Here is a 24157-nt window from a genome sequence, read left to right as displayed (position 1 = left end):
TGTTCTTTTTTAGGTTATCCTTGTATCCAAAGATTGCCTTAAAGCTTAATCAATGTCGCACCAAAACCACCTAGATTTTGAGGTGCATCACCATAAGACATCAGTGATGGATACGTGCTTAAAAACGTTCTAACTGCATACGCCAGTTTACCCGTACCAATGCCATGATAGACCAAAACCTCATCAAAGCCATTAATCAGAGCATCGCTTAAAAACTTATCCAGTCTTTCAACAGCTTCATCGGCTCTTAAACCATGCAAATCTAAAATCATCGAGCCGCCATTGCTCTCTTTGGTAATGATGACACCGGGTTTATGCATTTTAGGTTGATTGCCGCTGCGTTTGAGTTTTGACAGCGGAACACGCATGCTAATGCCATCACATTCAATCAATGCTTCATCTTTTTTAATGCTTTTAATGACGCCTTTTGAACTGCCATATTTTATCTTTTCACCCACGCTTAAAGGCTCACTGGCTTTTTGTTCTGGTAACGCTTTTTTCGTCTCTTGATGCAGTTGATTGGCTTTGTTTAATAAGCGGTGAGACTCTTTGACATCATTGGATTTAATGGCTTTTTTAGCTTCACCGACGGCTTCTTTAAACTCTTTGGACATTTTAGTGTACGCTGTCTCAAATTGCAGAGCAACGTTCTCTTTTTCCGTTTTCAATGACTCTTTGAGCTTTTCAACTTCATGCAGTTTCTCTTCTAAAGTTTGAGATGTTTTGCGCATTTCAAGTTCAAGGTCGATGTTTTTTTGTATCAATTCATTGAGTTTTTCTTTATCTTCACCATACAAAACTCTTGCTTCTGCCACCAAAGTGGCAGGGATACCATAACGAAGTGCGGTTTCAAAGGCATAGCTTTTTCCAATCGTACCTTTTAAAAATCCATACGTTGGACGCTCACTCTTTTCATCGTAAATTGCCGCTAAGAGTTCTACTTCAGGATGGGTTGCGAGTAAAGATGCAAGGCGTTTATGGTGCGTGGTGATGACGACTTTCATCTCTTTATCAATCAATTTTTCAATCATGACTTTAAAAAGATTGGCCGCTTCATCAGCATCGGTTCCAAGTTCTATCTCATCGACACCAATAAGTGCGCTTTTTTTAGCAAAAAGTTTGCTAAATTCATTCATACGTCCTGCAAAGGTTGAAATGTCATTTTTCACATTTTGAGGGTCGTCTAAAATGGCATAAATCTCTTTAAAAGAGCCAATTGAAGAGTGTTTTGCATCAATTTTCATCGGCAAAAGATACTTACTTAAAAGAGCCGCTGAAAGAATTGATTTTAACAGCATCGTCTTTCCGCCCGCATTGACCCCTGTAATCATCAACACTTGTTTTGAAAAATTGATGGAGATGGGTTTGGGATTGGAAAGGGCTGGATGCGCAAAATTTTCTAGCACAATCGCCGAAGATTTGGACGAAGAGAGCACAAACTCCATATCTTTTTCTCTAGCATACGCAACGCGCGCATAATACGCATCAAAACGGTCAAACTCTTTATTGATATACGCTAAAAATTTGAGTTGCTTCGTAAAAACCGATGAGATTTGTTTCGCGTACTTATAGACCAGCTCTTCTTTACGGTCTAACAGTTCACTCTCACGACTGACCAGTTTGGACAAACTATCGGGAACCACATAAAAAAAGCCTGTACTGCTTCGTCCAATCACACTGCCTTTTAAGACATGGTTAAACCCACCGCGCAATAAAAGCGCTTCTTGATTGTTGATATAATGGATTTGCTTATCGGCAAGATACAAGGCAATTTTTTCGGTTGAAATCAGGCGGCGAAGCGTTGAGTTCATCTCTTCTTTCACCATTTTTAGTGCATGGTTAATCTGTTCGAATTGCTCATCAACGCTTGATTTTAGCTCACCTTTTTCATCAAAATAGCTACAAATTTGTGTAACCTCATTGGGAATAAGAATGCGTTGCATCCATTCACCCAAACCATTATCGAGTAAAACAGCTTTTAAATAACTCATATAATTGACGATTCTAACAAAAGCAAAAATCTCAACAAGGCGCAAAACACCCATTTTACTCAGATGTGCCAAAGGAATCTCAAGCGAAGGAACTTCAGGAAGTGCTTTAAGTCTCTCTTTGGAGAGTAGCTCATGAATCAGTTTAAAATGTAAATTGGCATCTCCCTCCATGAACAGAGGTTTTTCACGCGCTAAAAAGTGTTTAAAAGAGGTTTGATAATCGCTCAAATCGAGCTTTGAAAAAAGTTTTTCCATCAATGTTTCGTTTTACATGTAAAAGTATCAATGACCATACCTTGGTCTTTTTTATTCTCATCACTTGGGATGAAGCTCAGTGTTCCACTGACAAAAATAAATGTCGTTGAGTTTACTTCAACTCCACTATCACCACAATAGAGCGTTTTGCCTTGCTTAAAAGCACTGATAATCATTCGGTTGTATTCATTCATTTGGCTCTGGCGCATTTCGTACCCTGCCGCAAGAGCGATTAAAATGATGACAATACTGACCATCCCTAATTTCATCCGCAATGAAAGGCTCTCTTTTTTGCTGTACCATACAGACCCAAACAGTATAAGAACCGCTAAAAAGAGTGCGAATTGCATCAGATGATTCCTCTTAATTGATATGTAATGTCGCCCGCACCAAATCCGATAACCAATCCGTCATTAAATTTTAGGTGCGCACTGCTTTTATCTGTCATTTCGATACTGTTATCGACTCTGAAAATACGTTCAGCAAATTTTGGAGCATAGCGTGAAAACTCTTTTGCAAAATCAATAAAAACCTCTTTTTCGCCCGCTTTCCATACGGGAAGCAAGACGAGTTCATCCACACCTTCAAAACAATTGACAAAGCTTTGTAAATTATCAATCGTACGTGAATATTTATGCGGTTGCCAAATAGCCGTAATTTTTTTAAGCCCCATCAATTCGGCATATTTTTTTGCAGAACACAGGGTTGCTTTGATCTCTGTTGGATGATGACCATAATCATCTATCAGTGCAAATGTCTCATCTTTGGCAATGATATCAAAACGTTTTTTGATGCCTTTATAAGTTTTCAGTTTTTCGCGAACGCTCTCAACATCCATTTCGTTAAGACTTGCCAGTATCGCCAAAGAAGCATCGAGTGCCATATGCGCACCTATGCCCCAGACTTCAAAACGTCCTAAATCTTTGAGGACAAAAGAGGTATAAGGTTCTCCCTCTTTCATAACCGTCGTAATCTCTTTGATATCACGACTTGGGTAAAGGCGTATCGCATCCAAATCACTTAGCGTTGAGAGAAATTCATCTTCTGCGTTAATCACGCGGATTTTTGCGCTCTCTAAAAAGTGTCGATACGCTCCATAAAATCGGTTCAAATCATAATTATAATATTCCATATGCTCAGGTTCAGCATTGGTAACAATCGCAACATACGGGTTTGAATTTAAAAAGCTTTCATCGCTTTCATCGGCTTCAAAAATGACGTTATTGCCCTCTTTGTAGTACATATTGGTTCCAAACTGTTTACTCTCGGCACCGATAATGACCGAACCTTCAATCAGTGAAGCAAGCATGGCACTGGTTGTACTTTTTCCATGCGCACCGCAGACAGAGAAAACACGTCTGTTTTTGAGAATAAATAAAAGCGCTTCACGTCTTGGCATAATGCTCATGCCTTTTTCGCGAGCACGCACTAATTCAATATTGTCTGGTTTAATAACCGCAGAATAAATCACCAAATCTTGGTCTGTGATACATTCTGGATCATGAGGAATCACAACAGGAATACCCTCTTTCTCTAAACTGGCTGTAATTTTTGTTGCTTTTATATCAGAGCCCGTAATCTCATAGCCTTCTTGTTTGAGATAACGTGCTAATGCAGAGAGCCCAATGCCCCCAATGCCTACAAAGTGTACTTTTTTCAATGCTCGCCCTTATAAAAATTGCTGACTTCTTTTAAAATGTGTTCTGTTTTAGCGCTGTTTTCAACCAACGCAATGCGTACATACCCATCACCCATACCCGCTCGTCCTAAAAAACGACCCGGCAAGACTTTAATATTTTTTTGCTCATACAATTTACATGTAAAAGCCAAATCATCTCCCACTTCAAGCCAAATATAAAACGTTGCTGCAATGGCATCAACCCCTAAAATCTCTTTGGCCAAGGAGAGGTTTTTTGCGTATTCTTTGCGCGTTATTTCGACATGCTCCATATCATTCCATGCTAGAGCAGACGCTGCTTGTAAAGGCAGAGGAATACCAGCACCAACATAGGTTCTGTATTTTGCATAACCACTTAGAATTTTCTCATCTCCTGCGATGAATCCTGAACGAAGACCAGGGGCTGAACTTCGTTTGGAAATAGAATTAATCACCAAAACATTTTTAAAGCTCTCATTTCCTACTGCCAAAGAGGCTTCTAACAAAGAAGGCGGCTTTTCATCGACATAAATTTCGCTGTAACATTCATCGTTGAGAAGGACAATGTCGTATTTGAGTGCAAATTTGACCCACGCACCTAACTCTTCGATACTGAGTACCGAGGTTGTCGGGTTGTTTGGAAAATTGAGGATAATCAAATCCGCCTCTTTCAGCTCTGGCACATTAATGTCTGGCTTAAAGGCATTCTCTTTGGTGAGATTCAAATGAACCACACGTGCCCGACTGGCAATAGCAGCACCTTCATAGATTTGATAAAACGGATTGGTATAAGCCATCACGGGATTTTGTTTATCGTGCAAAAGATATTGTGGAAAGTTAAACAACACCTCTCGTGTACCAAACGTTGAAAGCAGTTCGCTCTCTTTCAGGGCAACCCCAAAACGTTTTTGGACAAAACTTCGTTGTGCCTGTGCAACCGAAGCTTCACCTGCTGATTTTGGGTATTTATTGAGCAATGCTACGTTCTCTCTTAGGGCATCTAAGATAAATGCGGGTGTCTCAAACTGTGGTTCGCCAATGGTTAAATTGACCGCCGGAAATTTCGGATCTGGCGTAATATCTTTGAGTAACGTACTTAATTTTTCAAATGGATAAGGTTCAAAATGCAATGGTTTTCCTTTTTACATGTAAAAGCATTTAATTTATTTTGGCATACCAAATTTTTGGGTTATCAGCTCGCCCGCTTCATTGAAGTAGAGGTAATAGAGCCAATCTTTTTTCACACTGAGACCTGCTAAATAGCGCAATGCCAAATTAGCTTGCAAGGAGGCAATGTGCATGACAATAGGCGCAGCAATACCCGCAGGTTTTTTATCGTTAATTACGAATGCTTTGAAACTACTCTCTTCAAAGAAACAGACTTGACCGTTAAACGCCTCAACCGAGCCATAAACCCAAGGTGTTTTCGTCTCTTTTGCATACGCATCAATCAAACCGCGTGTTGGTAAATTATCGGTTGCATCTATGATTAAATCAACCGCAATCTTTTTACATGTAAAGTCTTCCAAACGTCCGATATGTGCAAATACTTTGACATAAGGACAACGACTTTCAATGCTCTCTTTCACAAGATCTGCTTTAAATTTTCCTTCATCACCGAGTTTAAAAGCAATCTGGCGATGAATATTGTGCACGCTTACTTCATCAAAATCGACCAGATGAATTTCACCGATACCTGAGCTTCCAAGCGCATACGCAAGAGAACTTCCAAGCCCTCCACACCCGATGATAACAATCTTTTTTTCTTGAAGCATGTGTTGCGTTTCTTCTCCCCACAGCTGTATCTGTCTGTGGAAATACTGTGTCATAACGCTTCCCTTTTGCTGACTTGCTTTTTCCATCCCCACAGTTTTCGAGCTTCACTAAGGGTCTCTTTGTCGATGGTTGCCACAATCATCTCCTCTTTATCACCCAACGTCAGTTCCACTTCGCCATACGGAGAAATCAGACTGCTTTGTCCATAAAATTGCCATGTTTCTTCTTCTTTATAACTTCCCACACGGTTCGCACGAAGGATATAGACATTGCCTAACATCGCACGCATTTTTAAAAGTTCTTCCCATCTTCTTGCCGAATCAAATGTCGAAGAGGTCGAAGTTAAAACCACATCGACGTTTTTACGCATGACTTCTTGCCATACCATATCAAAATGAAGTTCATAGCCACTTACTATACCGAAACGAATGCCACCGTGTAAGAAAATTGGCAATGTGTATTTGGCAATGGCATTTGCAAAAAATTTTTCTTCATTCCAATGTTTGTAATTAATCAAAAATTGCTGATCAAAAAAATGGACGGATTTCGCCGAAAAATGTGCATTGCTTTTGTAGCAAAAATCGCCTTTGACATTCACAATGGGTGCTATGACATGTAAATCATACTCGGCACAGAGTTTTTTGAGGGATTCAATTTTATGATTAGATTGCTCTTTAATCATCGAAATGGGCATATTCTCTAGCTCTTTAAAAAAGCTATTAAGCGCATATTCGCTTAGCAAAACAACTTCGACCTCTTTTTGCTTACAGATACGAAAATAATAGTCCAATTTCGCTTCGCTCATGGGAAGCGTGCTGAGTTGCAATGCGGCTATTTTCATGCCTCATTTTCCTTTTCTTGCAATTTTGTATAGGTAAGCTTTGCTTCTTCAATCATTTTGCTGGCTTCTTTTAAGACCAAAATACCCTCTTGATAACGCTTCATTCCCTCTTCTAAAGAGAGTTCAGGATTTGAGAGTTGTTCCAAAATTGTCTTGGCACGCTCTAATTTGACCTCAAAACTTTCGTCTTTTTCTGCCATAATTCTTTACCTTTTAAGTGCGCTTGTGCTTAAACTTTTGCCTCAAGTGCTTTTTTGATATAAAAATCAAATTTGTCATACTCCACTAAAAAAGCGTCATGCCCATAGTGGCTATCAATACACACATAATCAACCCTGTCGCCTCTGCCCATATTTTCCATCGTTGTCTTAATCAATTCCATCTCTTCGGGCATAAAAAGACAATCACCTTGAAAAGAAATGAGCGTAAGTTTGGTTTTAATATGTTGCAAGGAATCTTCGAGTGAATCGTAATTACGGGTTGCATCAAAAATATTCATCGCTTTAATAATATAAAGATAACTGAGCGGATCAAAACGTTTGGCGAAGCTGTATCCGTTATATTCCATATAGCGTTCTACTTGAAAACGGCCAAAGAGTTCATACAAACCATCGGTTTCAACATAATTGCGCCCAAACTTTTTATTCATCGAATACGGGCTTAAAAAACTAATGTGCCCCGCCATTCGACCAATGGCAAAACTGAGCAACCCCTCTTCTTCAAAATCCTCTTTCTCGTAATTGCCATTTTTAAAGCGTGGGTCATTGACGATGCCTTCCATCGCGATTTTATTCCATGCTATCGCCCAAGGACCCGTTGCATAGGTCGTTGCTAAAAGGATAACACGTTTGGCAAAACTAGGATATTCTATGGACATACAAAGCCCTTGCATGCCTCCTAAGGAGCCGCCAATAATCGCATACGCCTCTTTAATCCCTAACCTTGTAAAAAGATTCATTTGGGCTCTGACCATATCGCTGATGGTGAGCACTGGAAATTTTAAGCGCAGAGGCTCTTTGGTTTTCGGGTTGATGCTCATAGGTCCTGTGGAGCCAAAACAACTCCCTAAAATATTGACACAAATCACGCAATATTTACTGGTATCAATAATCTTGCCATCGCCAATAAGAGGATCCCACCACCCTGCTTTGGTTTCACCTTCATAACGCCCTGCGGCATGATGACTTCCAGTAAGTGCATGAAAGACAACGATAATATTGTCTTTGCTTGCGCTCATTTCACCGTATGTTTCATATTTGAGAGTGTAAGACTCTAAAATACGTCCACTCTCCAAATACAAGGGTTCATCAAAATGCTCTACAAAGGTCTGTATTTTCACAATAAGCCTTAATTAACCCTATAATTGGGTGCTTCATGTGTGATGATAACATCATGGACATGGCTCTCTTTAAGACCCGCACTTGTAATCTCAACAAATTCTGCTTTCTCTTGATAATCGATAATATCGCGTGCACCCACGTATCCCATAGAAGACCTTAGTCCACCGACCATCTGAAAAATAACATCACGAATGGAGCCCGCGTGAGGAACACGACCTTCAATGCCTTCTGGAACAAGTTTATCCGCAGCCGTTCCTTCTTGAAAATAACGATCACTGCTACCTTTTGTCATCGCGCCGATACTGCCCATACCACGATAGGTTTTATATTGTCGTCCTTGATAGGTAATCAATTCACCCGGGCTTTCATCCGTTCCCGCAAGTAAACTTCCCACCATAACGCTTTGTGCACCCGCAGCTAGTGCTTTTGCAAAATCACCTGAATATTTAATACCACCATCGGCAATCACAGGAACACCATGCTTACGACCGACTTCGGAACATTCTTCAATCGCTGACATTTGAGGAACACCTACACCTGAGACGATACGTGTGGTACAAATACTGCCTGGTCCAATGCCCACTTTAATTCCATCAACTCCAGCCGCCACTAACGCTTCTGCGGCTTCAGAAGTAGCGATATTTCCAGCGATAATATCAACGTCTAGCTCTTTTTTAATCATTTTAACGGTATCAATAATTCCTTTAGAATGACCATGCGCTGAGTCTAAAACAAGTACATCTACACCTGCTGCGACTAATGCGCGTGAACGATCCAACTGACCCACGCCAATAGCAGCACCCACTCTGAGTCTTCCAAAAGCATCTTTATTAGCATTAGGATATTCTTGACGTTTTTTCAAATCTTTAATAGTAATCAAACCTGCTAATTTATTGTTTTCATCGACAACAGGGAGTTTCTCAACTTTATTGGTTCTAAAAATTGCTTCTGCATCATCAAGCGTTGTACCCTTTTTAACAGTAATCAAAGGCATTTTTGTCATCAACTCTTCGACATTTTTCGTGTAATCATTTTCAAAACGAAGGTCACGATTGGTCAAAATACCAATCAAAGTATCGTCGTCATCAACAACAGGAACACCCGAAATTCGGTACTCTGACATAATTTCTAGTGCTTCACGCAGTGTTGCGGTTGCTTTAATAGAAACTGGATCAATAATAATGCCACTTTCACTTTTCTTAACACGTCTGATCTCGCGTACTTGTGATTCAACATCCATATTTTTATGGATAATACCAATACCGCCAAGGCGCGCCATCATAATAGCGGCTCTGTGTTCAGTCACTGTATCCATCGCGGCTGAGACAAGAGGGATATTTAAGGTAATATTTTTGGTTAATTTGGTTCTAATATCTACCTCTTTTGGTAGAATCTCTGAATATTTTGGTACTAATAAAACATCTTCAAACGTTAATGCTCTTTTTCTGATCTTCATGTGTGTTCCTTACAAAATAACTAGGCTTTAAAAGCCTTACATACGTTAAAAAGCGCGCTTTTTAACTCCATTTGCCGCTGATTACTTATTTACTTAAACCGAGTTCTCTCTCTAAACTTAACGCTCCATCAAGCAGTGTTTGCTCACCATACGCTTGTCCAATCAATTGTCCGCCAATAGGAAGCCCTTTGCTGTCTTTCCCTAATGGCACTGAAATACCTGGAAGTCCTGCAAGATTGAGGGAAATTGTATAGATATCGCTCAAATACATCTCTAAAGGATCGGCTTTTGCACCAAATTCAAACGCACTCGTTGGGGTTACGGGTGTAAAAATCAAATCTGCCTCTTTAAAAATGGCTTCATACTGTGCTTTGATGAAATGGCGCGCTCGTTGTGCTTTAATATAATACGCATCGTAATAACCACTACTTAGAACAAATGTTCCCAATAAAATACGTCGTTTGACCTCTTCTCCAAATCCTAAACTTCTGCTTTTTACAAACATCTCTTTAAGGTTGTCGTTGCTTTGACGATTTCCATAGCGTACACCATCATAACGACTAAGGTTTGCGCTCGCTTCTGCAGTTGCAATGACATAATACGTTGCAATATCGTATTTTGAATTAATAAAATTGCGATAAATAATTTTATGACCGGCTTTTTCGAGTGCACGAATGCCTTCTAGCATTTTTTCGCGAACTTCAGGACTGGCTTCATTAAGATAATTTTCAATGACCGCTATCGTCATTTTGCGATTGGCATCAAGTTTGTCAGCTACGCTTTGATGTGCAATATTTGCACTTGTTGAATCTTTTGGTTCATGCCCCGCAATAATGTCATACAAAATCGCCGCATCTTCAACCGTTTGGGTAATGGGTCCAATTTGATCCAATGAACTTGAATAGGCACCCAAACCGTAACGACTGACTTTTCCATACGTTGGTTTAAATCCAACGCATCCACAAAATGCAGCAGGTTGGCGAATACTTCCACCGGTATCACTGCCAAGGGCAGCTATAGCAATGCCTGCAGCTACGGCTGCAGCACTTCCGCCACTGCTTCCACCTGGGACACATTTTGGGTTGTGTGGATTGAGTGTTTTTCCATAAAAAGATGATTCCGTAGAGCTTCCCATTGCAAACTCATCCATATTGGTGCGACCAAAAGGAGCAAGACCATGTGTGAGCATATTGTCAATGACCGTTGCATTATAAGGAGCGACATAACCTTGAAGGATATTTGAGCCACTGGTGACTTCCCAACCATTGACTTGAATATTATCTTTAATTGCAATAGGAACGCCTTCGCCGTACTCGCTGATAGGTTTACATGTAAACTGCTCAATGTACGCGCCCAGTTCTTTTGTTGCTTCTATTTTTTGTTTCAAGTCACTTCTGAGTGCTACAATCTCTTCTTTAGGCAATTTTAACGCCTCTTTTAACGTTATCAATACCTCTCCTTTTCTTTATTGTTACATGCTTCTTACTGCAACTCGTCGCAGTGAAGCTCGTCTCTCATGAGACAGCATTTTTGCTACAATGTAGGCGTATTAAAGCTTTTTAGCCTTATTCGCGGTTGATTTTAATTTTTTTGTTTTAACATTGACCAAATAGACACATAATCCAATAATCACAAAAATTGCACCAACCGTTTCAAATACAAAACTCAATGTTACAGGAGCACTCAAATTAAGCATTGAGTGCCTCAGAACATCGATGACACAGTTCTTCTTCGCTTTTTGCTCTGTATTTCCAACAGCGTGGACATTTACATTTTGAAGCTTTAAAAATTTTAAACCTATCACCTGCGACTTCAAAAACACCTAATTCACCTTGCTCTTCATGTTCAATGACTTTACTGACCGTAAACCAATCTTCAGCGTCCACTTTATCAAGCGCAATGATTTTAGAAGAAGCTGTTTGAAGGACCAGTTCTAACGTCGATTTGATGATTTTTTCTTTTTTCAAGGCATCGACAATTTCAAAGAATTTCTCCCTGGCTTCTACCATATAGGCTTCATCAAATGAGCATTCCATTGCAGGAAGGGGTTGATACATAAGATCAAAAACACTCTTTCCACCTTGCTTCACAATGGCAGGCGCATACTCCATCAATTCATCTATCGTATAAGTAAGTGTCGGTGCAAACAGAGCCATCAATCGCTCTGTAATAAGTGCCATGGCGCTTTGTGCGGAAAGTCTGATGGTGTCATTTTTCGCATTACAATACAAACGATCTTTTGAAATATCCAAATAAATACCACTGAGTTCAACAGCAATAAAATGATTTAAAAGGGCAAAGCCTTTAGAAAATTCATACTCTCTAAAATAGCCCTCCGCTTCATCCAAGACACGTTTAGCGTGTGCTAAAATCCACTGATCGAGTACGCTCATTTGCTCAAACGGTAAAAGCGTTTCTAAATCATTGACATTGGCCAATAAAAAGCGGAAAGTGTTACGAATTTTACGATACTGTTCACTAATTTGTTTTAAGATATTGTCGCTGATTTTAAGGTCTGTTGTATATTCGCTTGTACCGACCCATAAGCGTAAAATCTCAACACCGTGGCTTTTAGCAATATCGGTAGGAGAGACAACGTTGCCTTTAGATTTACTCATTTTTTCACCTTTTTCATCAACGGTGAAACCATGTGTTAAAATCTTTTGATATGGCGCGATGCCATTATTGGCCGTACTGACTAAAAGTGAACTTTGGAACCAACCGCGATGTTGGTCACTTCCTTCAAGATACATAGACGCTGGATAATCGCCGGCGTCATAATCTGAAGATTGAAGCACCGCTTTCCACGTACTTCCGCTATCAAACCAGACATCTAAAATATCCATTACTTTTTCAAGATTTTCAGGCGCATATCCACTGTTTTCAACTAAAAGGTCTGCAATCTCTAAATCCCACCATGCATCGGCACCTTTTTCTTCAAAAATATTCGCAATATGCTCTACAACTTTTGTATCAAAAATTGGTTTTCCAGTACGTTTATCTCTAAAGAAAGCAATCGGCACACCCCAATCACGCTGTCTTGAAATACACCAATCTGGGCGATTTTCAATCATTGAACCTAAGCGATTGATACCCGATTTTGGGTAAAAACGAACTTTTTGCAGTTCATCCATTGCCATTTTACGAAGGCTTTCGCGTCCATTTATTGCTTCATCCATCGCAACAAACCACTGTTTTGTCGCACGATAAATAACCGGTTGATGGGTTCTCCAACAGAATGGATAAGAGTGAGTGAATTTTGAGCATTTGAGTAATGCACTGCCCAAAAGTTCTAAAATACGTTCATTGCATTTAAAAATATGCTCGCCTACAAAACTTTCAGCATCAGGAAGTAGTCCTAAACGAACCACGGTTTCATCGTAACATCCTCTCTCATCCACCGGCATAACGACTTCAAGACCGTAACGAAGACCGACTTTGTAGTCATCATCACCATGCCCAGGAGCGGTGTGAACACAACCGCTACCTCCGTCCATCGTAACGTGTTCCCCTAGAACGATTTGTGATTTTCTTCCATTCAGTGGATTGATGGCAAAACTGTTTTCAAGGATGTCGGCTTTAAAGGTTTTAACGACTTCACCCGCGATAACGCCTTGTTCAATGAGTTTTACATGTAAAGGCTCTGCAACGATATACCCATCGCTGGTGAGCACATAATTTTCATCTGGACTAAACGCGATACCGACGTTTGCAGGCAATGTCCATGGCGTTGTTGTCCAAATAATAACAGAAGCATCAGAGCTGATATCAAGTGTTGCTTTGGCTTCAGAGCTCAGTGCAAACGCTACGAAAATAGAATAATCTTCTTTATCTTCATACTCAACTTCTGCTTCCGCTAAGGCACTTCGTGCCGCCCATGACCAATACACAGGCTTACTGCGCTCAATTAAAAGACCACGATCTGCTACACCACACAGTGCTCTATAAATGTCTGCTTCGAATTTAAATTTCATCGTCATATAAGGATTATCCCAATCACCAATAACGCCTAATGATTTGAACTCTTCTCGTTGAATATCAATAAATTTACGCGCATGCTCACGGCATAATTCTCTAATTTTACTCTTAGGCAGTGCGTCTTTTTTCTCTTTTCCAAGGTTTTTTTCCACTTGTTGTTCAATCGGTAAACCATGGCAATCCCAACCGGGAACATACCGTACTTTCTCGCCAAAGAAATAGTGTGTTTTAATGATGACGTCTTTGAGTATTTTATTGAGTGCGTGTCCAATGTGAATATGACCGTTAGCATAAGGAGGTCCATCGTGTAAAATAAATGTTTGAGGAGCATTTTGTCGATTTTGTATCATTTTGGCATAAGCACTTTCCTCTTTGGAAAACCACTTTGCATAACGTGCAGGTTCATTTTGCGGTAAATTGCCTCTCATCGGAAAATCGGTCTGAGGAAGAAGCAAAGTCTCTTTATAGTCCATTGTCGTATATCTCCTTGGACGCTATGCATCGTAAAATTTTTACATGTAAGCATCTCTTAAAATGAGGCAAGTTTATCTAAAAACGATTTAAGAAGCACTTACGGTATAATGCGAGATACGTTATGACTCAAAGTTTTCGCCTGCCAACACTCTTGGCAAGTGTTAGTGCCCTTGTGGCTAGCGTCGTCAAAAGAGTCCTACTTTTTTGACATTACAAAAAATCAAAAAGGTTGTTCCATGAAAAGCTCTTTGATCGTAGTAGGCAAATCACTGCGATACAATCTGCCATTTTTGAATTATATTCACGCAACGATTTCTAAACACCTTGGCCTTCCAGACCAAACCGTTTACATCGACAAAAATGACAAAGACCTCTTTTTCGTTTTAGAAGAATCCATTGCTCATGCCGATGAAATTGTCATCATTACCTCGCACGATAGCTTCAACCTCGTCAATAAAGTCATTGCAACACTAGGAGAGGAAGCACTCGAACTTAAAGACGATATGCTGATTCCATCAAAAACCACTGTTTTTGAAAAAAATAGCTATCTATTGGAGCGTGATGGAAAACTCATCAATGTCATCAAAGCAACAGAAAATAAAAAGTTACCTTCCGTTCTGATTGAAAACAAAAGTGAATCAGCACTCTTTTCTATTATCAGCATTGACGAAGATTCTCTGAAAATACTTTTAGAACCTCTTGCTCAAAATTACGAGATTCGTATTACCCCCACCACTATTGTCGATGGATGGATTACGGTAGAAGCTGTTTCAAACAAGTATGGAAATTTAGAGAATTTTTTTAAAGCAGCCAAATCACTGCTTCCTCAAAAAGTCATTAATCATCCTGATGTGATTGAGCACATTGCTTCGTGCTTAGAAGAGAACAATCAAACATTAAGCATCGCCGAGAGTTGCACGGGTGGGCTTATTGCATCCATGCTCACAGAACATTCAGGTGTCTCTGCTGTTTTTAAAGGTGGGCTTGTCACCTATTCCAATGAAATTAAAGAGTCATGGTTAGGTGTGAGTCCTGAAACGATTGAACGTCATGGTGCTGTCAGTGAACTTTGTGTACGCGAAATGCTAGAAGGCGTACTCAATGCTAGCTTATCTGATTATGCCATTGCAACCAGCGGTGTTGCAGGACCAACTGGTGGAAGTGCCGAAAAACCAGTGGGAACAGTCTATGTCGGTGCTCGAAATAAAACAGGGGATATCTATATTGAGAGGCTCCTTTTAGAGGGTGATCGTCAATATATTCAAAGGCAAAGTGCATACCATGCATTTAAACTGCTTTTACATGTAGGCGAAACTATTTTTCTAAAAAGTGAAAAAATGTCTTGACAAATGAATTTTTTTTCTCTATAATTTCAGCCTCATTACGAGAAGAACGGTGAATGACTCGTTAGCTCAGTCGGTAGAGCATCTCCCTTTTAAGGAGGTGGTCGATGGTTCGAATCCATCACGGGTCACCATTCATTTTTTGTGCGACCCCATCGTCTAGTGGTCCAGGATCCCGCCCTTTCACGGCGGTTACAGGGGTTCAAATCCCCTTGGGGTCGCCAAATATTTTCTTCTTTAGTGTCAATGGTCGCTTAGCTCAGTTGGTAGAGCGCCACCCTTACAAGGTGGATGTCATAAGTTCGAGTCTTATAGCGACCACCATTTATGCGCGGCGGTAGTTCAGTTGGTTAGAATATCGGCCTGTCACGCCGGGGGTCGCGGGTTCGAGCCCCGTCCGCCGCGCCACGATTTATTTTCCCTCAGCATTTTCCTATTTTGTTATGAAACTGCCTGAGCATGACTCGTTAGCTCAGTCGGTAGAGCATCTCCCTTTTAAGGAGGTGGTCGATGGTTCGAATCCATCACGGGTCACCATTGTCCTATTCAAAAAAACACTTGTGCGACCCCATCGTCTAGTGGTTAGGACACCGCCCTCTCAAGGCGGGAACGGGGGTTCAAGTCCCCCTGGGGTCGCCATCTCTTCTTAAATACGATTTCCTCGCTGCTGAATACCTTCATTTTCATAAATATCAATTTCGCGTTTATATTCAACATTCGCTTTTTTAAGTTCCTCGTCCATGAACGCAATAAGCTTCGCATCCGAGTTGCGGTGACTCGCAATCAATAGGACAAAATTAAGATACACTTTTGAAGCTTTGGGCGCAACACCCTTTTCTTTTGGAGGGAAAGGACACTCTTTTGCCACCCTTAAAATAGCATTCATCAAATCATTACGAGTTGTTGTTCGTTTTGCCGCAATTTCCACTAATGCCTCTATCGTCATTTTGCGGATTTTCTCTTCTTGTGCTTGTTGCGGAGTCACTTCAATAACAACTGTTTTTTGCAAGTTGGCTACCACAATAAACAAAGAGATTAAGACGATAATAATTACTGCCACAATGGCAATAATAAGATAATTCTCTTGCATAAGGAGAGCCCTTTTACTTTTTTGCAGATATTATAGCACAACTTGAAGGAGGCAAATTCTCCTTCAAGCATTTGATTTATAATGATTTATTGATATCTCTTTTGGGGTAAGCTAACGCTATAACAAGAGCAACAATTGCAACTGTATAGTAAACAAATGTAGGGATAGGAATTGGATCTCCTGCTGCATAAGAGTGCATACCAGAAAGGTAAAAATTAACACCAAAATAGGTCATGATAATTGAAGAAAATGCAATAGTCGATGCGACTGCAAACGCAAAAGGAGAGCTCCATTTTGGTACAAAACGTAAATGCACGACAGCGGCATAAATCAGAATAGAAACTAAAGCCCATGTCTCTTTTGGATCCCAACCCCAATAGCGTCCCCATGACTCATTTGCCCACACGCCACCTAAAAAGTTACCAATGGTTAATAAACTTAAACCTAAAATCATTGCCATTTCATTGATACGCGTTGCTTCAATAATATTGCGCTCAATTTCTTGATTGCGTTTTGCATCTTTGGTGCTACGTAAAATAAATAAAATCAGTGTAAAAAAGCCTAAAAGTGCACATAACCCTAAGAAACCGTAACTTGCCGTAATAATCGATACATGAATATTAAGCCAATACGATTTTAAGACAGGTACAAGATTCGTGATTTGTGGGTCCATCCAGCTTAAATGAGCTACAAAAAGCGTTACACCTGTTAAAATAGATGTCAGTGCCAAAGAGACTACAGACTGTTTGGAGAAGAAGATACCGGCCAATGCAATCGCCCACGCAATATAAATCATGGACTCATAACCGTCACTCCAAGGAGCATGATTTGCGATATACCAGCGAAGAGCAAGTCCTGCAGTATGCACCATAAATGCTACAAAATTAATCCCTAACACAATTTTACTGACAGGACGAATATTGAGCGTTGATTTAACCATTTTTGCAAAAATAAAGCACAAGAGAACAAGCCCACTTAAAAGATAAATCGGTGTTAAACGCTCAAAAATTTTAGCATGGTTAAAAAATATTTCTGCTTTGATTCTACTGTCGTTTGGAATAATATCAGATCCATACTGCTCTTGATAAGATTCTAATTTATCAAGCGCTTTATTGGCATTGTCCCAATTTCCTTTTTCCAACCCTTCGCCTAAAGCTTCAAAATAACCACCCAGAAGAGCTCTTACTTCATCACCCTCTTGTTTCGAAAAATTCATCACCGCTTCTTGAGGAGCGAACCAATGTTTTGTCATATCATTTTGTTTAGGAATCATTTTAAACACTTCACCGGTGTAAACCATATAACAGATATTAACACGTTCATCCACTTTGAGAATATCTTTGTCAAATTGGTTTCGAAGGGCTGGTTTTTTACGGTTGGCTTCCTCAGAATATTTTGCTAATTTAAAAGCATGGTCACCGTCTTTATCAAAAAAGTCATTAAAGGATGCGTATTTTTGAGACTCTGGAATACCAATGATTTTTTTGAGTTCAGGATGAAAGACTTTAATAATAGGAAGAGCTTGCCATTCAGCAGGTGAACTCATCATGCTCAGTGTTACTTGATTGGCAGTTAAACCTTGATAGCTTGAACCGCCATAGACTTTATTGAGTACTTCAGTTGAAATCGTATCAATAGGTTTAATCCGCCCATCAACACTTTGAACCAATAATCTTCCAAATTTATCAGCATGTTTGACATCATACTGTTTTAAAAAAGCGAGATACTCTTCTGTTGTATAGGCATGTAATGGTTGAATCGTACCAAAGAGGCATCCAAGAAACAAAATTAAAAAAAGTGATTTTACTTTTGCCATATCACGTTGAATCATAAAAGCAAGCTTTCTGAATCGACTTTTAGGATTCAATAAATTCAAAAATAAACCAAGTCCTAAAAGAAGGTATCCTAAATAAGTTGGTATTTTACCAGGGTCGTTATTGACGGACAAAATAGTTCCTTTTTCATCACGATCATACGAGGTTTGAAAAAAGCGAAATCCTCTGTAATCTAATACATGATTCATATAAATACGAAATGGCATATGCATACCTTTTTCATCATCGACTACTTCCACTTCACTCGCATAGGACATAGGAGACATGGATCCTGGATAACGATCAAGTTGAAATTCATTTAATTTGATTGCAAAAGGAAGCGTAAATGTTTGAGAACCCCATTCAAAAGCAAAAGGGATGCCTGCTATCGTTACTTTTGTGGGTTCACCTTTACTGCCTTTACCTTCGCCAAACATAGCAACTTCATGATGTTCTCCTTTAAAATCAACATCTACAAGAAGTGCTGAACTGTTATTACCGCGCATCATTGGATTTTTATCTTCAACAATTTTTTCTTTGCCTTTTAATCCAATATAACGCGGTGCAAAATTTATACTGCCAACGGTATAAAGTTGTCCTGTTATAAACGGCTCTTTTGCACTTGCATCATACTCACCACGTTTGTTCTCAACCATTTTGAACCACGCAATTTTTTCAGGAGAAGTTACATAAAACTTCCCATCTTCCAAAGAAAAAGAGATGATTTGTTTTTTCGTTTGAAGATTTTTTGCATCAAAACTAAAGAGATAATCTGATGTTTCATAACTTTCACCTTGTTTTAGTGAAACGCTCATGCTCTCACCATAACCACTGAGCATCATAGAAATCATCGGAACACCATCGGCATCTTCAACAACTTTTTTTGTAGCATTAGGAAGGTAGTCTTTGAAATGAATATTTGCCTTTTCTCCAGCCACATCCAAACTGAAAGAAAAGTGATTTCCTCCGATATGAGAGATCAACTGTGGATGGCTATAGGCATACGTTTTACCATCTTTGAGTGCACGCACTTGAATATAAGCATTGGTGGAGAGAACCTTGCTTTCTTGCATGCCGTTTCTGACATGTAAAGAACCTTCAAAGCCAAAATAACGTGTTACGCCTGAACCAATTAAAATAAAAATAAAACTGAGATGAAATAAAAATGCGGGAAGTTTGTCGAGTGTGTAGATCTTGTATCGAACCATATTGTAAATTAAAATAACTCCTAAAGCAACTTGAAGTAACTCAAACCACCATGAAGTATAGATAAGCGCCCAACTTGTTTCAACACCAAAATCATTTTCAACAAAAGTAGCAACACCGCTTGTTATACCAAATAGTACCAGCAGAATGATGGCTGCTTTCATTGACAAAAAATGCCTGAAGACAGAATTCATAAAAACTTCCTTACTAGAAAAATAGGGATATGTTACCGTTTTAGAGTAAATAATTTATAAATCATACGAAGTGAAGTAAACCTCGTGATTTTAGAGGTTTACATGTAAAAAGAAGAGCGATTAACCGCCAAGGTATTTTTTGCGAATGGTATCATCACCAATCATATCAGAAGCTTTGCCATTCATAACAATATGACCATTTTCAAGAACATACGCAGAATCAGAAATTTTAAGAGCGGCAAAGGCATTTTGTTCGACCAATAAAATAGTGATACCTTCATCTCTAAGGCGTAAAATCGTCTCAAAGACCTCTCCAACTATCTTAGGTGCGAGTCCAAGACTTGGTTCATCAAGCATTAAAAGTTTTGGTTCACCCATCAAAGCGCGAGAAATTGCGAGCATTTGTTGTTCACCACCACTCATCGTACCAGCGAGTTGATGCCGTTTATCTTTAATTCGTGGAAACAACTCATACATAGCCTCTTTAAGATGCTCATAATTTTCATCATTATTAAATGCACCCATACGCAAGTTTTCTTCAACAGTAAGATTGATAAAAATTTTACGACCTTCCGGAACAAGAGAAAGTCCATGTTGAACCAAGGTATGCGTTTTATGATTTTTAGTATCAAAGCCTAAGAAGGTAATGTCACCTGTTTTTTTAACACTATTAAGCAATGCTTTTAATGTTGAGCTTTTACCTGCACCGTTCGAACCAATCAAAGAAACAATTTGCCCTTCTTGCACTTCAAAATTAATCCCTTTAACAGCTTCAATGAGTCCATAATAGACATGTAAATTTTTAATACTAATCATTATGAAAATCTCCTAAATATGCTGCAATAACTTCTGGGTCTTGAATGGCATCAGATGGTGCACCTTCAAAAATGGTTTTACCATAATCTAAAACTAAAACTTTATCGCACAATTGATTGACAAATTTCATATCATGCTCAATTAACAGCACCGTCAAATCAAAATCGTGACGCGCTTTTTTGATAATATCACCCAATTCTTCTGTCTCAGAAGGGTTCATGCCAGCTGCTGGTTCATCAAGGAGTAATAATTCAGGATTCGTTGCAAGTGCACGTGCAATTTCAACTTTGCGTTGTTGTCCATAACTTAAATCAACAGCTTTTGTATGTGCAAAACCAGCAATTCCAAAATAATCAAGAATTTCCATAGCGCGTTTTTTGATCCGTTTTTCTTCGCCAATAAACCTAGGAAATCGTGTAATAGCTTCGATAAAACTATAACGTGCTTGAAAATCAAAACCTATTAAAACATTATCTAAAACACTCATGCTCGAAAAAAGTCGAATGTTTTGAAAGGTACGAGCGATTCCCCGTCGTACAATCAAATGTGGCTTCAATCCATGAATCATCTCATTGCGAAAAATAACTTCGCCCGCACTTGGTTCATAATTACCAGTAATAATATTAAACATCGTCGTTTTACCGGCACCATTAGGACCAATCAAACCAAAAATTTCTTTGCGATTAACACTAAAGCTTGTCTCTTTAATCGCCGTAACACCACCAAAATTTTTCGTGACATTATTTACTTTAAGGATCATTTCGAACTCCTTTTACGAAGTTTGAATAGATCTTTTAGTTCTCGTTTTCCCATGATACCTTCGCGTGCAAAAAGCATAATAAAAATAAGAGCTAATGAGAATACAACCATTCTCATACCTGGCATCGCGGGTGTACTGTAACCGAAAAGATGCATCGGTTCATCCAAGAAACGCATCCATTCACTTCCACCCATAACAAGGACTGTACCGATAATAGCGCCTGTTGTACTACCAAGTCCACCAAGCACGATAATAATTAAAAGCTGGAATGTAAAGAAAAAGTCAAAGAGATCTGGGGATATACTTGTAAGTAATGCCGCTAACAAGCCTCCACCGATACCTTCAAAAAAAGCACTTGTGCAAAAGGCTAACGTTTTAGCTTTAAAAGTATTAACACCCATAGCAATTGCAGCATCTTCGTCATCACGAACTGCTTTCATCGCGCGACCAAATTTTGAATTAACAATATTTAAAATAACAAGAACTGCAATAATAGCAATGCCGCCCGTCCAATACAAATTGGAAAACTCAGGAATATCATTAAGTCCTAAAGAACCATTCGTTACCTCTGGATAGTTAATTGCTAAAATTTTAATGATAAAACCAAATCCTAGTGTAACAATAGCAAGATAATCCCCCCTCACCCTAAAAACGGGGAAAGACAGAATAGCAGCTAAGATGGCGGCAAAAGCACCACCTAATAAGAGCGCAACGATAAAATTTGCATGCAAAGTTAATACAAAAGGATAAGGATCAACAATGGCATACTGATACGATTTAGAATCAGGACTAACAAGTAAAAGTGCTGTTACATAAGCACCAATGGCAACAAAGCCATTTGGTTCAAGCGAAAACTGACCCGTCACACCATTGATTAGATTGTAACTTACTGCAAGAATAGTAAAAATTGCAATATTGTTTAAAATACGAACCGTATATTCATCAAAATGCGTGTTTGCAAACCAAATAAACCACACAATACTTAGAACGATTGCAATATTAATCCATTGATCTTTTTTCATTATTTTTGTCATATTAAAACCTACTCTTTTCAAAGTCAATCCCTAAAATACCCGTAGGTTTGAACAATAAAATCAAAATTAAAAAGATAAATGCAAATGCATCTTTGTAGCCCCCGAGTTCCGGGAAAAATGCAATAACAACAACTTCGGTAAAACCGATAATGAGTCCCCCTAAAACGGCTCCACCAACACTACCAATACCTCCGACAACAGCAGCAGCAAAGGCTTTGAGTCCTACAAGAACTCCCATCATCGGCTCAACCGAAGGATAATTAACTACCCAAAAAATTCCGCCCACGGCAGCAAGCGCTGAACCCATACCGAAAACAATCGTAATAATACGGTTAGCGTCAATGCCCATGAGATTAACGGTATCGACATCAAAGGCAAGTGCCCTAATTGCCATGCCATATTTTGTTTTAAATAAAACCCATAAAATAATTGCTAATAAAATAGCCGTTATAAAAGGAACAATCACAGCAGAAACTGGCATTGTAAGCCCGCCTAATTCTAAAATATTTTCTAAATAAGCAGGGACAGGGAATGCTCTTGGAACACCACCAAAAAAGACATTAAATGCATTCTCAAGAAAAAAGCTCACACCAATAGCTGTAATAAGTAATGAAATTTTAGGTGCGCTACGAAGAGGTCGATAAGCAATTCGATCACTCGCCATACCAAGAAGAGCTGAGCCAACAACGGCTAGAAGAACAGCTGCTGCAAAAGGAAGTTCTAATACAGCGATACCAAAATATCCTAAAAAACCACCCACCATCATAATATCGCCATGTGCAAAGTTGATAAGGCGAAGTACACCATAAACCATTGTGTAACCTATCGCGATGAGTGCGTACATACTGCCAAGGCTAAAGCCATTGACCATCTGTTGCATAAACATTGTTAAATCCAAATAGATTCTCCTCTCAAATTTTAGAAAACTTTTCACTTTTTACATGTAAATGAAAACTTTTCTAAAATCTCTCCCTTAGCTATAAGGGAGAGAAATATGTATAGAATCTATTACGGATTAACTGTTGATTTATAAACAGGTTTTCCGTTAGTAATAACTTTGATAACAGCAGAACGTGTAGAGTTACCAGATTTGTCCATATTTAGAACACCTGAAACACCTTCAAAGTTTTTAGTTGCTTTGATTGCGTTGTTGATACAAATACTATCTCCTGGATTGGCACAACGATTCATTGCATCGACCATAAGGTTGTAAGCATCTGCACCTAAAGCGACAAAAGAATTAACTTCTTTTTTGCCAGTTTTTTCTGCATAAGCTTTGATAAACTCTTTTGAACGTTCAGTTGGAGGAGCACCATAATCAAAGAAATCTGTAAACATATAACCTTCAACAGCGTCACCACCTAAATCAATAAAAGTTTGATTGGCTACACCGTCACCAGAAAACATTGGTTTATTAAGACCAATTTGTTTTGCTTGACGAGCAATCATAGAAACTTCTGGGTGATACATAGGGAGGAACATAAAATCAGGGTTAGCTGCTTTAATTTGAGAGACAACAGCTTTAAAATCTTTGTCGCCAGAGCTTACTTTAATCTCTTTAACAATTTTGCCGCCAGCTTTTGTAAAAGCATCTTTAAATGCTTTAGCAAGGCCTAATGAATAGACTTGTGCTTGATCAACGACAACAACGGCTGTTTTGAGTTTTAAATCTTTCGTTGCATAGTTAGCAACAACAGCGCCTTGAAAAGAATCGGTAAAACAAACACGATTTGCAAACGCTTTGTTTTCTGTCAACTTATCGTTCGTTGCAACAGGGGCAATGACAGGAATCTCTTTTTTGTCAGCAATAGCAATAACTTGCGCCGTATTGGTACTGGTTAATGCACCAATAATACCTACAACTTTATCGGAACTAATTAAACGGGTTGTTGCGTTCGCTGATTCAACTTTGTCACCTTTATTATCGACAAGAATCAATTTAACAGTATCCCCATTTTTTAGTTTTGGCTGTAACGAATTGGCAAAATCAATACCTTCATTACATGTTTGACCATAGGCAGCGAGTGGTCCACTCATAGCCATAACAACACCAACATTGACCTCTTTCGCGAAAGAGTATGATGCTAGCATTGCAGCAGAGGTAGCAAGAAGAGCTAGTTTTCTCATGAAGA

The 24157-nt window shown here is 39.1% G+C and carries 20 protein-coding genes and 6 tRNA genes; 7 read left to right on the top strand and 19 right to left on the bottom strand.

Features of this window, described 5'->3' with window-relative positions:
- Window positions 1-38: 38 nt before the first annotated feature.
- From AC5SLP_RS02360 to ileS, 12 genes are all read right to left on the bottom strand, one after another.
- Window positions 39-2246, bottom strand: a complete 2208-nt coding sequence (locus tag AC5SLP_RS02360; RefSeq protein WP_495253520.1) for an endonuclease MutS2 — start codon at window positions 2244-2246, stop codon at window positions 39-41.
- Window positions 2246-2596, bottom strand: a complete 351-nt coding sequence (locus tag AC5SLP_RS02355) for a hypothetical protein (protein ID WP_495253519.1) — start codon at window positions 2594-2596, stop codon at window positions 2246-2248. Before AC5SLP_RS02355 ends, AC5SLP_RS02360 begins: the two co-directional genes overlap by 1 nt.
- Window positions 2596-3906, bottom strand: coding sequence for a UDP-N-acetylmuramate--L-alanine ligase (gene murC / locus AC5SLP_RS02350; RefSeq protein ID WP_495253518.1), 1311 nt, complete (start codon window positions 3904-3906; stop codon window positions 2596-2598). Before murC ends, AC5SLP_RS02355 begins: the two co-directional genes overlap by 1 nt.
- Entirely contained in the window at window positions 3903-5033 is a 1131-nt protein-coding gene (locus AC5SLP_RS02345; protein ID WP_495253517.1) for a succinyldiaminopimelate transaminase, read from the bottom strand. The genes murC and AC5SLP_RS02345 overlap by 4 nt, the downstream gene beginning before the upstream one ends.
- Before the next feature lie 33 nt (window positions 5034-5066).
- A complete protein-coding gene (locus AC5SLP_RS02340; protein ID WP_495253516.1) occupies window positions 5067-5732 on the bottom strand; it encodes a HesA/MoeB/ThiF family protein in 666 nt (221 codons plus the stop codon).
- A complete protein-coding gene (locus AC5SLP_RS02335; RefSeq protein ID WP_495253515.1) occupies window positions 5729-6520 on the bottom strand; it encodes a carbon-nitrogen hydrolase family protein in 792 nt (263 codons plus the stop codon). Before AC5SLP_RS02335 ends, AC5SLP_RS02340 begins: the two co-directional genes overlap by 4 nt.
- Window positions 6517-6720 carry an exodeoxyribonuclease VII small subunit gene (xseB, locus tag AC5SLP_RS02330; RefSeq protein ID WP_495253514.1) on the bottom strand — a complete coding sequence of 68 codons (204 nt, stop codon included), beginning with the start codon at window positions 6718-6720 and terminating at the stop codon, window positions 6517-6519. Before xseB ends, AC5SLP_RS02335 begins: the two co-directional genes overlap by 4 nt.
- Before the next feature lie 29 nt (window positions 6721-6749).
- Entirely contained in the window at window positions 6750-7862 is a 1113-nt protein-coding gene (gene metX, locus AC5SLP_RS02325) for a homoserine O-acetyltransferase MetX (RefSeq protein WP_495253869.1), read from the bottom strand.
- 5 nt (window positions 7863-7867) lie between these two features.
- Window positions 7868-9316 (bottom strand): IMP dehydrogenase, encoded by a 1449-nt coding sequence (gene guaB, locus AC5SLP_RS02320; protein ID WP_495253513.1) that lies wholly within the window; start codon window positions 9314-9316, stop codon window positions 7868-7870.
- An 85-nt stretch (window positions 9317-9401) separates the two neighbouring features.
- Window positions 9402-10766, bottom strand: coding sequence for an Asp-tRNA(Asn)/Glu-tRNA(Gln) amidotransferase subunit GatA (gene gatA / locus AC5SLP_RS02315; RefSeq protein WP_495253512.1), 1365 nt, complete (start codon window positions 10764-10766; stop codon window positions 9402-9404).
- Window positions 10767-10865: 99 nt separating this feature from the next.
- Window positions 10866-11012, bottom strand: coding sequence for a hypothetical protein (locus tag AC5SLP_RS02310; RefSeq protein ID WP_495253511.1), 147 nt, complete (start codon window positions 11010-11012; stop codon window positions 10866-10868).
- Window positions 11005-13767 (bottom strand): isoleucine--tRNA ligase, encoded by a 2763-nt coding sequence (gene ileS, locus AC5SLP_RS02305; protein WP_495253510.1) that lies wholly within the window; start codon window positions 13765-13767, stop codon window positions 11005-11007. Before ileS ends, AC5SLP_RS02310 begins: the two co-directional genes overlap by 8 nt.
- A gap of 237 nt (window positions 13768-14004) precedes the next feature.
- On the opposite strand from ileS, the gene AC5SLP_RS02300 reads away from it, so the two are divergent.
- The 7 genes from AC5SLP_RS02300 (at window position 14005) to AC5SLP_RS02270 (ending at window position 15750) form a co-directional block, all read left to right on the top strand.
- Window positions 14005-15114 carry a CinA family protein gene (locus AC5SLP_RS02300; RefSeq protein WP_495253509.1) on the top strand — a complete coding sequence of 370 codons (1110 nt, stop codon included), beginning with the start codon at window positions 14005-14007 and terminating at the stop codon, window positions 15112-15114.
- 55 nt (window positions 15115-15169) lie between these two features.
- Window positions 15170-15245, top strand: a tRNA-Lys gene (locus tag AC5SLP_RS02295).
- Window positions 15246-15259: 14 nt separating this feature from the next.
- A tRNA-Glu gene (locus tag AC5SLP_RS02290) sits at window positions 15260-15335 on the top strand.
- 24 nt (window positions 15336-15359) lie between these two features.
- A tRNA-Val gene (locus tag AC5SLP_RS02285) sits at window positions 15360-15435 on the top strand.
- Between the two features lie 7 nt (window positions 15436-15442).
- Window positions 15443-15519: transfer RNA gene (locus tag AC5SLP_RS02280), tRNA-Asp, on the top strand.
- A 53-nt stretch (window positions 15520-15572) separates the two neighbouring features.
- Window positions 15573-15648 (top strand) — tRNA-Lys (locus tag AC5SLP_RS02275).
- Window positions 15649-15675: 27 nt separating this feature from the next.
- A tRNA-Glu gene (locus AC5SLP_RS02270) sits at window positions 15676-15750 on the top strand.
- 7 nt (window positions 15751-15757) lie between these two features.
- Here the strand turns inward: AC5SLP_RS02270 and AC5SLP_RS02265 are convergent.
- The 7 genes from AC5SLP_RS02265 to AC5SLP_RS02235 all read right to left on the bottom strand — a co-directional run bounded on the left by AC5SLP_RS02265 (window position 15758) and on the right by AC5SLP_RS02235 (window position 24152).
- Window positions 15758-16201 (bottom strand): hypothetical protein, encoded by a 444-nt coding sequence (locus AC5SLP_RS02265; RefSeq protein WP_495253508.1) that lies wholly within the window; start codon window positions 16199-16201, stop codon window positions 15758-15760.
- A 76-nt stretch (window positions 16202-16277) separates the two neighbouring features.
- Window positions 16278-19415 (bottom strand): cytochrome c biogenesis protein, encoded by a 3138-nt coding sequence (locus AC5SLP_RS02260; protein ID WP_495253507.1) that lies wholly within the window; start codon window positions 19413-19415, stop codon window positions 16278-16280.
- 120 nt (window positions 19416-19535) lie between these two features.
- Window positions 19536-20231: an ABC transporter ATP-binding protein gene (locus AC5SLP_RS02255; RefSeq protein WP_495253506.1), complete on the bottom strand. Its 696-nt coding sequence runs from the start codon at window positions 20229-20231 to the stop codon at window positions 19536-19538.
- Entirely contained in the window at window positions 20224-20991 is a 768-nt protein-coding gene (locus AC5SLP_RS02250; protein WP_495253505.1) for an ABC transporter ATP-binding protein, read from the bottom strand. Before AC5SLP_RS02250 ends, AC5SLP_RS02255 begins: the two co-directional genes overlap by 8 nt.
- Window positions 20988-22016 carry a branched-chain amino acid ABC transporter permease gene (locus tag AC5SLP_RS02245; protein ID WP_495253868.1) on the bottom strand — a complete coding sequence of 343 codons (1029 nt, stop codon included), beginning with the start codon at window positions 22014-22016 and terminating at the stop codon, window positions 20988-20990. The genes AC5SLP_RS02250 and AC5SLP_RS02245 overlap by 4 nt, the downstream gene beginning before the upstream one ends.
- 10 nt (window positions 22017-22026) lie before the next feature.
- Window positions 22027-22923 (bottom strand): branched-chain amino acid ABC transporter permease, encoded by an 897-nt coding sequence (locus AC5SLP_RS02240; RefSeq protein ID WP_495253504.1) that lies wholly within the window; start codon window positions 22921-22923, stop codon window positions 22027-22029.
- 110 nt (window positions 22924-23033) lie between these two features.
- Window positions 23034-24152, bottom strand: coding sequence for an ABC transporter substrate-binding protein (locus AC5SLP_RS02235; RefSeq protein ID WP_495253503.1), 1119 nt, complete (start codon window positions 24150-24152; stop codon window positions 23034-23036).
- Between the last annotated feature and the right edge of the window lie 5 nt (window positions 24153-24157).

The organism is Sulfurospirillum sp. E15m (genome assembly GCF_059415145.1).
Note: the sequence above shows the minus strand (reverse complement) of the source record. Positions and strands in the feature narration are given on the sequence as shown.